Below are 13,836 nucleotides of genomic sequence, written 5' to 3'. Positions count from 1 at the left end.
TCACCACCGGCTAAATTTTAACTATTTTATTTTGCCTTCGCTTCGACCATCTTAGCTGGAAGCTCTTCTAGAGCAACAGCACCGATGCCTTCAGTTTCTTCAGCTTTTAGCACCTTTATGTCTTCAATAGCAGTTTCAGATACCTTAACTTCTATTTCGATAGGCACATCTTGATTATAACCTGTGGCAGAAGCCTTATATGTACCAGCCTTATACATAGCTTCTCCATCATTCTTCTTTCCACATGCCATCAGTGAAAATTCACTCGAGCATATAAGTCCCAAAGCCAAAGCTTTTCTTATTGTATTTTTCATTTTTTCATCCTAATAATTTAATAAATCATTAAAATTCGTAAATAGAATAACAAAATTCTTAATCTGAGTCAATATTTTTGACGAATTTATTCACTAAATTTATAGACTTTAAAATGGAAAAACCTTAATATTCTCTTGACCGCAAAAATATGACAACGTTTTTAATTTTTCTTTCGATTAAACATTAATTTTTTATCACCCCACCCGCTTGTAAAATTATTTTTTTTGGTGTATAAAACTTTCGAGGTGATATTATGATAACTCTATTTGTTTCGAGTCTGTGTCCAGACTGTCCACCAGCCATAAAAGCTTTCGAACAGTCTAAATTAAACTACGAACTTGTAGACATCACAGCGTCTATGAAAAATTTAAAAAGATTTTTGAAGCTAAGAGACACTTGCCCCTACTTTGACCAAATCAAAAAAGAAGGCCGAGTTGGCATTCCCCTTATAATGCTCGCAGAAGCAAAGGACTTTATAAGTTTTCAAGAATCCATGGATCTCACTAAACTTTCAAGGTGAAATCTAGCCCACTTGATTATTTTAAAATACCCATGCTCTTTAGGAGACCTTATTTTTTCCTCTTAGAGAGCTTTTTTATTGTATGCTGCATATCTTTGTGATAGTATGAACATACGGGAGTCTGTGAACAGTCTGAGAGTAAACTTAAAGTTTTGACCGAACCTGATCTAGATAATGCTAGCGGAGGTAAGTATAAAGCAAATTTACCATTTGGATTAAAGCAGAACTTCCCAAATTGATACAACTAAGTATTAGATTTAAGGAGGTTTTTTTATTTTGTTAAATTGTAGTATAGCCCTGCAAATTTTGCCGCTCGGTAAAGAATGTAGAATAGAAGTTATTGACAAAGTAATTTCTTATCTTGCAAGTCGGCATAAGGACATGGTAGTCACCCCTTTTGAAACTGTCATCGAAGGCGAATACGACTATCTTATGGAGTCATTAAAAAACGCCATAGTCCTGGCTGGCAGCGAACATGACAACATCTTTGCAAACGTCAAAATAAATTATGGGAAAATTTTGAGTATCGATGAAAAAATTAAAAAATTTAATTGACACTCATATAAGCTTTATCACCATCTTGCTTATCATAATTATCTGGCAAGTAGCAGGTAATCTGCACCTTTTGCCAAAATATATAATTCCCACGCCACTAGAAATAATACAAGCATTCTACAAAAACTTTGACAATCTTCTATTTCATTCAAAAATCACAATAATAGAAGCAATCATAGGTCTTTTTTACGGAATTATAATAGGCTGTTTTTTGGCAATAATTATGGATAATTTTCAAGTCTTAAATAAGGCCATCTATCCCCTGCTAATAATAACCCAAACCATACCGACAATAGCCATAGCCCCAATCTTAGTCTTGTGGTTAGGCTACGGAATGGCTCCAAAAATAGTCCTCATAATACTGACCACAACCTTTCCAATCGTGATAAGTATATTGGACGGTTTTAAAAATGCAGACCAAGATGCCATCTGCCTTCTAAGACTTATGAACGCAAGCAAGATGCAAATCATGTGGCACATCAAAATACCCAATGCCCTTAGCTACTTTTACGCCGGCTTAAGAGTCAGCGTTTCCTACGCCTTTGTAGCCGCTGTCGTATCAGAATGGCTTGGCAGTTTCGAAGGACTTGGAGTATATATGATTCGTTCCAAAAAATTATTTCAATACGACACAATGTTTGCAATCATCATCTTGATATCCGTGATAAGTTTAGCCAGCATGGAACTGGTAAAAATAAGCGAAAGAAAATTTCTAAAATGGAAATATATAGGAGAAAAGAAATGAAAAGAATAATATCAACCCTAATGGCCCTCATACTAATGGTTTTCGCAGTGGGCTGTTCAAACAAAAAAGAAAACAAGGAAAGCAAAGAAAACAATAAGGCAACACAAACACAAGCTGCTCAAGAAGCAAAAGAATTAAAAAAAGTTGACTTCATCCTAGACTGGACACCAAACACCAACCACACAGGTATCTATGTAGCTAAGGAAAAAGGCTACCTAAAAGATGTCGGCATAGATCTAGACATCAAATTGCCACCAGAAGATAGCTCATCAGACCTTGTAATAAACAACAAGGCTCCCTTCACTATCTACTTCCAAGATAGTATGGCAAACAAACTAGCAAAAGGTGCTGGCATCACAGCAGTAGCAGCTATAGTGGAACACAATACATCAGGTATCATATCTAGCAAGGACAAAGAAATACTAAGCCCCAAGGACCTAGAAGGCAAAAAATACGGCACTTGGAATGACCCCATCGAGCTAGCCATGATTAAAAATATAATGGAAAGAGAAAATGCAGACTTTTCAAAATTGGAACTAGTTCCAAATACAGATGCCAACTCCATAGTGGCCATAGAAAACAAGGTCTTTGACTCAGCTTGGATCTACTACGGTTGGGACGGCATAATGGCAAAATCTATGAACCTAGACACCAACTTCTTCTACCTAAAAGACTTCGCCAAAGAATTAGACTACTATTCACCAGTCATAATAGCAAACAATGACTACCTAAAAGAAAACAAAGAAGAAGCTGAAAACATCCTATCAGCAATCAAAAAAGGTTACATCTACGCAATGGATCATCCAGAAGAAGCAGCCGAAATCTTAATCAAATATGCACCAGAACTTAAAGACAAAAAAGACTTCGTAATAGAATCACAAAAATATCTCTCCAAGCAATACGCAGAAGACAAAAACAATTGGGGAAAGATAGATCCAGCACGTTGGAATGCCTTCTACAACTGGCTAAACGAAAATAAAATCACCGAAAAGCCTCTAGAAGAAAACATGGGATTCTCAAACGACTACTTGAAATAATGAAAGTCTTAGAAATAAAAAATCTTTCTCATAGCTACGGGGATGTTCAAATCCTAAAAGATATAAGTATCCACGTAGACAAGGGCGAGATAGTCTCCATAATAGGTGCAAGCGGCGTCGGCAAGACTACCCTCTTTAACATCATATCTGGCATAGAGAAATTGCAAACTGGCGAAATTCTCGTAAATGGAAACAATAACTTCGTCGGCAAAGTCAGCTATATGTTGCAAAAAGACTTGCTCCTAGACCACAAGACCATTATAAAAAATGTCATGCTCCCTCTCATAATAAAAGGAGTCAATAAAAAAGAAGCCCAGAAGCAGGCAGAAGAAATGCTAAGAGAGTTCTCCCTTCTAGATTACAAGGCTAAGTACCCCAAAGAGCTAAGCGGAGGTATGAGACAGCGTATAGCCCTCATAAGGACTTACATGTTCAAAGAAAAACTCTTTCTACTAGACGAAGCCTTCTCAGCACTTGATGCCTTGACAAAAAGAGATTTGCATAAGTGGTACAAGGGCATCCATGCCAAGCTAGATCTCACAAGCCTGCTTATAACACATGACATCTACGAAGCCATAGACCTAAGCGACAGAATTTACATCCTAAAAAATAGGCCCGGTCAAATCACAAACGAGATTTGTCTAAGCTACAATGACAAGGAAGATTTAGAATACCAAAAAAGCAAATATAGAGAACAAATCATCGAATATTTAGAAATATGAAAAGCTTAAACCTAGCCATATAAATATTTAACCTTTAAGCTAACACATACAAACCACTTATAGGCATCCCTAAAAGTCCAGCTCCCCAGGCTGGACTTTTTATATTTATAAGCAATAAAATTAAATGCGGCACAAATAAAGAAGGCTATTATTCTAGAAGAATAGCGAAAACTTTAAAAAGCTAGATCTGTTGAGATCTTCTCCGTAAAATAAGGTTCCCCCACGAGCATCTGAGTTTTCCCTTGCAAAGTCCATTATTTTATTTGTCATGCCTGGTTTTACAATAAGCAGAATCATGGATAAATTATTCAATAATAACACTTTCCTTTTTGGCTTTTAATTTAAAGATTAAGCCTAAAATTGATATGGAAAGAACTGGCATCATGGCAACCATGGCAATGACTCCAAATCCATCTATCAACAAATCTGCCGTCTGGATTTGGGATGCGGCGCCCTGATTTAGTGCCAATAGAAAGGTTGCCGTCATAGGCCCCGATGCTACTCCTCCCGAGTCGAATGCGATTCCAATGAAACTCCTCTTTTGTAAAGAAAAATAGTATAAATGCCAGAGCATAAAAGAAACTAAAAAATTTATGAATACCTATATCTTTTAAAATTCTTACAAACCCAAAGCCTACCATTACTCCAACACCGACTGCTACTGAAATGACCGTCAAATTAGAATTTAATAGTCCACCAGTTGCGCCTTCTATCTGCTTTGCAAGTATCATGAGATCCGGCTCTGCAACCGTTATTAAAAAGCCCAAAAAGCTTCCGAAGATGAATATGCCAAGGTGAGTCTTGCATCTAGCCACTATCTTGCCCATGAGCTTTCCTATTTCTTCAATGCCAAGCTCCGCTCCCCACAAAAATATGGCTATACCCACCACAACTAGGACTGATCCTATCAAAAATCTATAAAGCAGACTTATATCTATATCTAGTAGAGTAAAAAATAGAAAAAGAACTATTATTACTATTGGCACAACTGTCATTAAAGATTCTTTTAGTTTTTCTTTAAGCATCTTATCGCATTCTAACTTATACTTATAAAACTTATTGAGATTCTGTTAAATGTTCTAATCGCAAGTGATGAATTGCCCAAACCAGAAGATATATAGATATAGGAGCCGTCTTTTTTATAGAGTCCCTTCGAGTACTTAGGAAAAAGTTTAAATCCATGATCTAAGACTTGTCCCAAAATTGGTAATCTAATTTGCCCTCCGTGGGTATGTCCACAAAGCGCCAAGTCATATCCTCTTGTTTTAAAAATTTCTTCTATGCTATGACCTAGACAGATCTTTAGCTCGTTTTTATCTTTACTTGCATAATTTTCCGGTGTATTTTTTGTACTTATACCTGTTCCACTTATACTTATACCTCTTTCTCGGTAAATTCCCCCATCGGAAAGGTTAATTATATTATATTTTGACAATATTTTCAAAAAATCATCTATTTTTGGGTTTTCTTCTTCATGATTTCCCAAGACAAAAAAGGTCTTGTAGTCCGAAAAAGTTGCCAAAAATTTTTCCACTCTTCGAAAATTTTTTGTATTTCTTGAAATTATATCTCCACCCAAAAATATTGCGTCTGGATTTTGCTTTTGTATAGTTTTTGAAAGTCTTGAAAGGTTTATTTTGTTGTTGTGAAAATCAGAAATAAAGATTGCCTTAAGAGGTGCTTTGCCAAGGTTTAGCTCAAGCTTTTCTAGCTTAAAGATTCTGGTCTGAAAATAATTGTATAAACTTAAAAATATTATTAATTGAAAAATCCACTTCATATACAAATTATAAACTATTTGGGTCAAGTATGATAAAATAATTAAAAGCGAAAGGATGTGCTAGGCTTGGAAAAGATAAAAAAATTTAAAAAGATTTTGGTCGCCAATCGAGGCGAAATTGCAATTCGGATTTTCAGAGCTTGTAGGGAGCTCGGCATAAAAAGTGTTGCTATATACTCAACGGAAGATTCTCTTGCCTTATTTAGAACTAAGGCTGACGAATCTTATTTAATAGGTAAAGGAAAATCTCCCCTTGATGCCTATTTGGACATGGATGAAATCATATCTCTCGCCTTGGCTAAGGATGTAGATGCCATCCATCCAGGCTATGGCTTTTTGTCAGAAAATCCAGAGTTTGCCAAAAGATGCGAACAAGCTGGCATTAGTTTTATAGGGCCTGATCCTCACACTATAAAGACACTCGGAGACAAAATAAGCTCTAAAATCATGGCCCACAAGGCAGAGGTTAAGACTATCCCCGGCATTGACAAGCCCATTAGATCTGATAAGGATGCTCTTTATTTTGCAAGAGAATCTGGGTATCCTGTGATGGTCAAGGCAGCAGCTGGCGGCGGCGGCAGAGGAATGAGAATTGTATATAGTGAAAAGGAACTCTTGGATAATTTCCACCTTGCTATGAGTGAGGCCAAAAAGGCCTTTGGTTCTGATGCCATGTTTATCGAAAAATATTTGGAATCGCCCAAGCATATTGAGGTGCAAATTTTGGGCGATGCCTACGGAAATATAGTCCATCTCTATGAAAGGGACTGCTCAATTCAAAGGCGCCACCAAAAAGTTGTAGAATTTACTCCTTCCTTGACCCTACCTCAAGATGTCAAGGATGCCATCTTAACTGATGCTTTAAAAATCGCCAAAAAATTAAAATACAAGTCTGCTGGTACGGTTGAATTTTTAGTCGATAAAAATAATGACCACTATTTCATAGAGGTAAATCCCAGAATACAAGTCGAACATACAGTTACAGAAATGGTTACTGGCATAGATATCGTACAAAGCATGATTCTAATAGCTGAGGGATATTCTTTAGACTCTGATGAGATAAATATAAAGTCGCAAGATTCCATACATGTAAACGGCTACTCCATCCAATGCAGAATTACAACTGAAGACCCTCAAAAAAACTTTTCTCCAGATACTGGCAAGATAAATCTATATAGGTCTTCTTCGGGGTTCGGAGTAAGGCTTGATGGTGGCAATGCCTACACAGGTTCTATCATCACCCCCTATTATGACTCCTTGCTAGTCAAGGTCATAAGCCATGCCCGCACTTGGGAAGACACCATTTCCAAGGCATCTAGAGCCATTAGAGAAACTAAAATCGGCGGAGTCAAAACAAATTCCGGCTTCCTACTTAATGTTTTAAATTCTGATGACTTCAAAAAAGGCACCTGCACAACATCTTTTATAGAAAAGCATCCAGAGCTTTTTGATTTCACAAGCCAAGTCGATGCAGAGCTAAGACTTATGAATTTTATAGGAGATATAGTCGTCAACAAGCCTTCCAAGAAGGATAAACGCTATGATTTGGCACAAGTACCTTCTTTTGAAATACAAAGCTTTGAGGGCAGCAAGCAAATTTTCGACAAGCTGGGAGCTGAAAAGTTTTCAAAGTGGATTTTAGAACAGAAAAAGCTTCTGATAACAGACACTACTATGAGAGATGCTCATCAGTCGTTAATGGCTACAAGGGTAAGGACTCTAGACCTTTTAAAAATAGCAGCTGCCACAGACTCACTTATGGGAGAGTTATTCTCTGTTGAAATGTGGGGTGGGGCAACTTTTGATGTGGCTTACAGATTCTTGCATGAAGATCCCTGGATAAGACTTAGAAAATTAAGAGAGGCTATTCCCCATATTCTCACACAAATGCTTATAAGGGGCAATAATACTGTCGGCTACAAAAATTATCCAGACAACGTAGTAAAGAGATTCATAAAAGCAGCTTCTGATTCAGGTGTTGATATATTTAGAATCTTCGACTCCTTAAACTGGATCGAAAATGTTCGCCTCAGCATAGATGAAGTCAGAAATAATGGAAAAATCGCCGAGGCTGCCATGTGCTATACTGGCGATATTCTAAATGAAAAAAAAGACAAGTACAGTCTAGATTATTATATAAAAGGTGCCAAAGAATTAGAAAAGGCTGGAGCAAATATTTTTGCCATCAAGGATATGTCGGGCCTCTTAAAGCCTTATGCCGCTAGAAAGCTAATAGCCGCCTTGAAAAATGAATTATCCATACCTATCCACCTCCACACCCATGACACCACAGGCAATGGCGTTGCCAGCGTCTTGATGGCTGCTGAAGCAGGTGTTGATATAGTCGATTTGGCTATAAACTCCATGTCTGGTCTTACATCTCAACCTGCTCTTAATTCAGTTGTCGCAGCTCTTGAAAATACTGATAGAGCAAGCGGAATGAATCTTGATAAGATTGAAGAAATTTCTAAATACTGGGAAAGCATCCGACCAATTTACAAGGAGTTTGAATCTGATTTGAAGGCCGGATCTACTGAAATTTATAAGTATGAGATCCCCGGTGGTCAGTACTCCAACTTGAAACCTCAAGTTGAATCTTTTGGTCTCGGGTATAAATTCAAAGAAGTTAAAGAGATGTATAAAAAGGTAAATGATATGTTGGGAGATTTGATAAAGGTTACACCTTCGTCAAAAATGGTCGGCGATTTTGCAATTTTTATGGTACAAAATGATTTAACTCCAGAAAATATTTATGAAAAAGGGAAAAATTTACACTATCCCGACTCAGTTGTATCATTTTTCAAAGGTATGATGGGTCAACCTCTGGGTGGTTTTCCAAAAGATTTACAAAAACTGATTTTAAAGGGCCAAAGCCCAATAAGTGTACGTCCTGGTCTTTTACTTGATGCAGAGGACTTTGAAAAAGACAAGGCCTATCTCAAAGAAAAATTTGGTTTGGAAGCAAGCGAGGACGACTTGTTGGCATACGGACTTTATCCAAAAGTATTTGAAGATTATTTGAAGTTCAAGAAAAAACATGGCGATCTTTCAGGCATGCCTTCTGATGTTTTCTTCCATGGTCTTATGGAGGGGGAAACTGCAGAAATAAGTTTGGATGCAGGCAAAAATCTAATAGTAAGCTTGATTGAAGTTGGCAAGCTGGACGAAAAAGGTTATAGAAATGTAACTTTTGAAATAAATGGCAACAGAAGAAGCGTAAAGATAGAAGACAAGAATGCTCTATCTACTGGAATTAAAAGAGAAAAAATAGTCATGGCAGATCCTGACAATGAAAAGGAAGTCGGGGCATCTATACCAGGAAAAGTAGTGGCCCTTCTAGTAAAAGAAAATCAAGAAATCAAAAAGGGCGACTCCATCATGGTAATAGAGGCTATGAAGATGGAAACAAATGTAATCGCAGCAAGTTCAGGAAAGATAAAATCTCTGCTTGTCGATGTAGGGGACATGGTAGAAAGTGGTCAGCTTATTATTGAACTGCATTGATTATAGCAAGTTGAAATTTTAGTATCTAGTGTGATGTTTTAAAGTAAAACTCAGTCTATGCTACTTATATTTTAAAATTTAAAAGAACTCAGTCTATTTTAGTAAAAAGACAGGGTTCTTTTTATTTTATCTATACTTGTATTTGTAATTAAAAAGCTAAGAGCTTCTACTTATTATTTGTGCCTATTAAATAACTTTCCGATTACATGCATTTTAAGATTACATGCATTTTAATACAAAAAAAGAGCGACTCTCGCCGCTCATTTTGTTTTTTATTTGTCTTAGTCTAGTAGCTTTGTTACTACGCCTGATGCTACTGTCCTTCCACCTTCTCTTATGGCGAATCTCAATCCTTCGTCCATTGCTATTGGTGTGATTAGGGTTACTGTGAAGGTTGCGTTGTCTCCTGGCATTACCATTTCTGTGCCTTCTGCTAGTTGGATATCGCCTGTTACGTCTGTTGTTCTGAAGTAGAATTGTGGTCTATATCCGTTGAAGAATGGTGTGTGTCTTCCGCCTTCTTCTTTGGTTAGTACGTATACTTCTGCTTGGAATTTGTGGTGTGGGTGGATTGTTCCTGGTTTTGCTAGTACTTGTCCTCTTTCGATTTCGTTTCTTTGTACGCCTCTTAGTAGGGCTCCTATGTTGTCTCCTGCTTGAGCTTGGTCTAGCATTTTCTTGAACATTTCTACGCCTGTTACTACTACGTTTCTCTTTTCTTCTGTTAGGCCTACGATTTCTACTGTGTCGCCGACTTTTACTGTTCCTCTTTCTACTCTTCCTGTTGCTACTGTTCCTCTTCCTGTGATTGAGAAGATGTCTTCTACTGGCATTAGGAATGGGTGGTCGATGTCTCTTACTGGTTCATCAATGTAGGAGTCTACTTCTTCCATTAGTTTTACTATTTTGTCTCCCCATTCTCCTTCTGGATCGTCTAGGGCTTTTAGGGCTGAGCCTACTACTATTGGAGTGTTTTCTCCGTCGAAGTCGTATTCTGATAGTAGGTCTCTTACTTCCATTTCTACTAGTTCGATTAGTTCTGGGTCGTCTACTTGGTCTTGTTTGTTTAGGAATACTACTATTTTTGGTACGCCTACTTGTCTTGCTAGTAGGATGTGTTCTCTTGTTTGTGGCATTGGGCCGTCTGCTGCTGATACTACTAGGATGGCTCCGTCCATTTGGGCTGCTCCTGTGATCATGTTCTTTACATAGTCGGCGTGGCCTGGGCAGTCTACGTGAGCGTAGTGTCTGTTTGGTGTTTCGTATTCTACGTGTGATGTTGAGATTGTGATTCCTCTTTCTCTTTCTTCTGGTGCCTTGTCTATGTGGGCGTAGTCTACGAATTCTCCGCTGCCGTATCTCTTGTTCATTACTAGGGTTATGGCTGCTGTTAGGGTTGTTTTACCGTGGTCTACGTGGCCTATTGTGCCTATATTTACGTGGGGTTTTGTTCTTTCAAATTTTCCTTTTGCCATTTTTATTCCTCCTTAAAAATTAAGCTTTTTTCTTTCCTATAACTTCTTCAGCTATGCTGTTTGGAACTTGTTCATAGTGGTCAAATTGCATTGTATAATTTGCTCTACCTTGAGTGTTTGAACGAAGGGATGTTGCATATCCAAACATTTCAGATAGGGGTACGAAGCAGTGAACATTTTGTGCTCCTGCAACTAATTCCATACCTTCCATTCTTCCACGTCTTGAGTTGATATCTCCGATTACATCTCCCATGTATTCTTCTGGAGTTACAATTTCAACCTTCATTACTGGTTCTAGTAAAACTGGATGAGCTGCTTCAACTGCATTTCTAAGTGCCATTGAACCTGCGATTTTAAATGCCATTTCTGATGAGTCGACATCGTGGAAAGATCCGTCATATAGAGTTACTTTTACATCAAGTATTTCATATCCTGCAAGTACACCACTCTTTAGGGCTTCTTCTATACCTTGTTGAGTAGGTCCTATAAATTCTTTTGGAATTGCTCCTCCGACTATAGCATTTACAAATTGGAAACCGCTACCTGGTTCAAGTGGTTCAATCTTAATCTTACAATGTCCGTATTGTCCACGTCCACCTGATTGTCTTACATATTTACCTTCTGCTTCTGCAGGCTTAGTTATAGATTCTCTGTAAGATACTTGTGGGTTACCGATATTGGCTTCAACCTTAAATTCTCTTAAAAGTCTGTCAACGATAATATCAAGGTGAAGTTCTCCCATACCTGCTATTATTGTTTGTCCAGTTTCATCATCAGTATAAGTCCTGAAGGTAGGATCTTCTTCTGACAATTTTTGAAGTGCAAGTGCCATCTTGTCTTGAGATGCCTTGGTCTTTGGTTCTATTGCTACTGATATTACAGGTTCTGGGAACTCCATGTTTTCAAGAATGATAGGATTCTTTTCATCACAAAGTGTGTCACCTGTTGTAGTGTCTTTTAATCCAACTGCAGCTGCAATTTCACCTGCGTGGATTTCGTCGATTTCTTCTCTCTTGTTGGCGTGCATTTGAAGAATACGTCCGATTCTTTCTTTCTTGCCCTTGGTTGCATTATATACATAAGAGCCTGCTTGTAGAGTTCCTGAATAAACTCTGAAGTAGCAAAGTTTTCCTACATATGGGTCTGTTACAATCTTGAAGGCAAGAGCTGAGAAAGGTTCATCATCAGATGCGTGTCTTACAAGATCTTCTTCTCCATCTAGGCTTGTTCCGTGAATTGACGGAATATCAAGTGGTGATGGTAGGTAGTCGATTATAGCATCCAAAAGTAATTGTACACCCTTGTTTTTGTATGAAGATCCACAAGTTACAGGGTTTAGTTTACAGTCAATTGTTCCCTTTCTTATGGCTTTTTTTATCATTTCTTCAGTGACTTCTTCCCCTTCAAGGTAAGCCATCATCAAATCTTCGTCAAATTCTGCAGCTTTTTCAATCATGTTTTCATGCCATGAATCAGCTTCATCCTTGTATTCTTCTGGTACGTCAGTGATTTCTATTTCTTTACCCATTTCATCCTTGTAAATTTCAGCCTTCATTGTTACAAGGTCAATCATTCCGATGAAGTTTTCTTCTGCTCCCATTGGAATTTGAATTGGAACTGGGTTTCCATGAAGCTTATCTTTGATAGTGTCTACACTTCTAAAGAAATTTGCTCCTGTAACGTCCATCTTATTTATATGGGCAATTCTTGGTACATGATAGGTGTCTGATTGTCTCCAAACAGTTTCTGATTGTGGTTCTACACCGCTTTTAGCGTCAAATAGAGCAACTGCACCATCCAATACCCTTAGGGATCTTTCAACTTCTACTGTGAAGTCAACGTGTCCAGGTGTATCAATGATGTTTAACCTGTAACCCTTCCAACGAGCTGTGGTAGCAGCAGAGGTTATTGTGATACCTCTTTCCTTTTCTTGCTCCATCCAGTCCATTTGGGCCCCACCTTCGTGAGTTTCACCTATTTTGTGAATTTTACCTGCATAGAAAAGAATACGTTCGGTAGTAGTTGTCTTGCCCGCATCGATGTGGGCCATGATACCTATGTTTCTCACATGCTTTAGATCTACGTCTCTATGCATTATATCCCCCTCTTACCATCTATAGTGTGCAAATGCCTTGTTAGCTTCCGCTGTTCTATGCATTTCTTCTTTTCTCTTTACACTAGCTCCCAAGGAGTTGGATGCGTCTAGTATTTCTTTTGCAAGTCTTTGATCCATGGTCTTTTCGCCACGTTCTCTTGCAAATTTTACTATCCATCTAAGTCCTAGGGTTTGACGTCTTTCTGGTCTTACTTCCATTGGTACTTGGTAAGTAGCCCCACCAATACGTCTTGCTTTTACTTCTAGCACAGGCATTACATTGTTCAATGCCTTGTAGAAAACCTCGATTGGGTCTTCTCCTGTTTGCTCTTTTATTGTTTCAAGAGCACCATATACTATTCTTTGAGCTGTTCCCTTCTTGCCATCTAGCATCACGTTGTTTATAAGTTTTGTGATTACTACATCATCATAGACAGGATCAGCCAGTACTTTTCTCTTTGGAACATGTCCTTTTCTTGGCATAACTTCCCTCCTTAACCATTTATTAGTCGATTCACTGGTACTCGACTTTAGTCGTTAGCCAAAAAATCTATATCGATTTTTTGTATAATTCTAATTAAGCTTTCTTCGGTTTCTTAGTACCGTATTTTGATCTTGCCTGTCTTCTTGAATCTACTCCAGCTGTATCTAGGGTACCTCTTACGATGTGATATCTCACACCTGGAAGGTCCTTTACTCTTCCACCACGGATAAGCACTACACTGTGTTCTTGTAGATTGTGTCCGATTCCAGGAATGTAAGCCATTACTTCATATCCATTTGTAAGACGAACTCTGGCAACTTTTCTAAGTGCTGAGTTAGGCTTCTTAGGTGTTACAGTTCTAACAGCTACGCATACCCCTCTTTTTTGTGGAGAGTTTACATCAGTTTCAACCTTTCTTAAAGAATCGTAGTTTACATCAAGTGCTGGTGATTTAGACTTGGATTCAACCTTTTTTCTTCCTCTTCTGACAAGTTGATTAATTGTTGGCATTCTTGCACCTCCTATTATAATTTTACGCAAATTTAAGACTAGCAGTCTGCTAGTCCTAAACGTACTTATAAAGTTTAACACTCAAACTTATGCA

Annotated in this window: 13 protein-coding genes and 1 riboswitch; of the genes, 6 read left to right on the top strand and 7 right to left on the bottom strand. The window is 37.9% G+C overall.

Annotated features, from left to right (window positions below; translation table 11 throughout):
• Nucleotides 1–26: 26 nt before the first annotated feature.
• Complete coding sequence (locus LV469_08545; protein UHR02670.1) at nucleotides 27–314, bottom strand: hypothetical protein; 288 nt, start codon at nucleotides 312–314, stop codon at nucleotides 27–29.
• Between the two features lie 254 nt (nucleotides 315–568).
• Here LV469_08545 and LV469_08540 point away from each other — a divergent pair, with 254 nt between their 5' ends.
• The 5 genes from LV469_08540 (at nucleotide 569) to LV469_08520 (ending at nucleotide 3,894) form a co-directional block, all read left to right on the top strand.
• The gene (locus LV469_08540) at nucleotides 569–835 is read left to right on the top strand and encodes a glutaredoxin (GenBank protein ID UHR02669.1); all 267 of its coding nucleotides are present in this window, start codon (nucleotides 569–571) and stop codon (nucleotides 833–835) included.
• Nucleotides 836–941: 106 nt separating this feature from the next.
• Nucleotides 942–1,041, top strand: a riboswitch (TPP riboswitch).
• 70 nt (nucleotides 1,042–1,111) lie between these two features.
• On the top strand, nucleotides 1,112–1,390 hold the full coding sequence (locus LV469_08535) for a thiamine-binding protein (GenBank protein ID UHR02668.1): 279 nt from the start codon (nucleotides 1,112–1,114) through the stop codon (nucleotides 1,388–1,390).
• Nucleotides 1,365–2,135 (top strand): ABC transporter permease, encoded by a 771-nt coding sequence (locus LV469_08530; GenBank protein UHR02667.1) that lies wholly within the window; start codon nucleotides 1,365–1,367, stop codon nucleotides 2,133–2,135. The genes LV469_08535 and LV469_08530 overlap by 26 nt, the downstream gene beginning before the upstream one ends.
• On the top strand, nucleotides 2,132–3,172 hold the full coding sequence (locus tag LV469_08525) for an ABC transporter substrate-binding protein (protein UHR02666.1): 1,041 nt from the start codon (nucleotides 2,132–2,134) through the stop codon (nucleotides 3,170–3,172). The genes LV469_08530 and LV469_08525 overlap by 4 nt, the downstream gene beginning before the upstream one ends.
• Nucleotides 3,172–3,894, top strand: a complete 723-nt coding sequence (locus LV469_08520; GenBank protein ID UHR02665.1) for an ABC transporter ATP-binding protein — start codon at nucleotides 3,172–3,174, stop codon at nucleotides 3,892–3,894. The genes LV469_08525 and LV469_08520 overlap by 1 nt, the downstream gene beginning before the upstream one ends.
• A 341-nt stretch (nucleotides 3,895–4,235) precedes the next feature.
• On the opposite strand, the gene LV469_08515 is transcribed toward LV469_08520, so the two are convergent.
• Both LV469_08515 and LV469_08510 read right to left on the bottom strand, forming a co-directional pair.
• Nucleotides 4,236–4,919 (bottom strand): DUF1538 domain-containing protein, encoded by a 684-nt coding sequence (locus tag LV469_08515; protein ID UHR02664.1) that lies wholly within the window; start codon nucleotides 4,917–4,919, stop codon nucleotides 4,236–4,238.
• 11 nt (nucleotides 4,920–4,930) lie between these two features.
• Nucleotides 4,931–5,674 (bottom strand): metallophosphoesterase, encoded by a 744-nt coding sequence (locus LV469_08510; protein UHR02663.1) that lies wholly within the window; start codon nucleotides 5,672–5,674, stop codon nucleotides 4,931–4,933.
• Between the two features lie 75 nt (nucleotides 5,675–5,749).
• Here LV469_08510 and LV469_08505 point away from each other — a divergent pair, with 75 nt between their 5' ends.
• Nucleotides 5,750–9,178, top strand: coding sequence for a pyruvate carboxylase (locus LV469_08505; GenBank protein UHR03604.1), 3,429 nt, complete (start codon nucleotides 5,750–5,752; stop codon nucleotides 9,176–9,178).
• A gap of 281 nt (nucleotides 9,179–9,459) precedes the next feature.
• Here LV469_08505 and tuf read toward each other — a convergent pair whose 3' ends face one another.
• From tuf to rpsL, 4 genes are all read right to left on the bottom strand, one after another.
• Complete coding sequence (gene tuf / locus LV469_08500; protein ID UHR02662.1) at nucleotides 9,460–10,653, bottom strand: elongation factor Tu; 1,194 nt, start codon at nucleotides 10,651–10,653, stop codon at nucleotides 9,460–9,462.
• Between the two features lie 19 nt (nucleotides 10,654–10,672).
• On the bottom strand, nucleotides 10,673–12,748 hold the full coding sequence (gene fusA / locus LV469_08495) for an elongation factor G (protein UHR02661.1): 2,076 nt from the start codon (nucleotides 12,746–12,748) through the stop codon (nucleotides 10,673–10,675).
• A gap of 12 nt (nucleotides 12,749–12,760) precedes the next feature.
• Nucleotides 12,761–13,231: a 30S ribosomal protein S7 gene (gene rpsG, locus LV469_08490; GenBank protein ID UHR02660.1), complete on the bottom strand. Its 471-nt coding sequence runs from the start codon at nucleotides 13,229–13,231 to the stop codon at nucleotides 12,761–12,763.
• 94 nt (nucleotides 13,232–13,325) lie between these two features.
• Nucleotides 13,326–13,742: a 30S ribosomal protein S12 gene (gene rpsL, locus LV469_08485; GenBank protein ID UHR02659.1), complete on the bottom strand. Its 417-nt coding sequence runs from the start codon at nucleotides 13,740–13,742 to the stop codon at nucleotides 13,326–13,328.
• Nucleotides 13,743–13,836: the final 94 nt, after the last annotated feature.

Source organism: Peptoniphilus sp. GNH, from assembly GCA_021307325.1.
Lineage (GTDB): Bacteria > Bacillota > Clostridia > Tissierellales > Peptoniphilaceae > KA00134.
This window is presented reverse-complemented; position numbering and strand designations above follow the sequence as displayed.

Coding starts and splice junctions, on each gene's coding strand:
- LV469_08510 (UHR02663.1), bottom strand. CDS start 5,674: ATGAAGTGGATTTTTCAATTAATAATATTTTTAAGTTTATACAATTAT.
- LV469_08540 (UHR02669.1), top strand. CDS start 569: ATGATAACTCTATTTGTTTCGAGTCTGTGTCCAGACTGTCCACCAGCC.
- tuf (UHR02662.1), bottom strand. CDS start 10,653: ATGGCAAAAGGAAAATTTGAAAGAACAAAACCCCACGTAAATATAGGC.
- fusA (UHR02661.1), bottom strand. CDS start 12,748: ATGCATAGAGACGTAGATCTAAAGCATGTGAGAAACATAGGTATCATG.
- LV469_08515 (UHR02664.1), bottom strand. CDS start 4,919: ATGCTTAAAGAAAAACTAAAAGAATCTTTAATGACAGTTGTGCCAATA.
- LV469_08530 (UHR02667.1), top strand. CDS start 1,365: ATGAAAAAATTAAAAAATTTAATTGACACTCATATAAGCTTTATCACC.
- LV469_08545 (UHR02670.1), bottom strand. CDS start 314: ATGAAAAATACAATAAGAAAAGCTTTGGCTTTGGGACTTATATGCTCG.
- LV469_08520 (UHR02665.1), top strand. CDS start 3,172: ATGAAAGTCTTAGAAATAAAAAATCTTTCTCATAGCTACGGGGATGTT.
- rpsL (UHR02659.1), bottom strand. CDS start 13,742: ATGCCAACAATTAATCAACTTGTCAGAAGAGGAAGAAAAAAGGTTGAA.
- rpsG (UHR02660.1), bottom strand. CDS start 13,231: ATGCCAAGAAAAGGACATGTTCCAAAGAGAAAAGTACTGGCTGATCCT.
- LV469_08525 (UHR02666.1), top strand. CDS start 2,132: ATGAAAAGAATAATATCAACCCTAATGGCCCTCATACTAATGGTTTTC.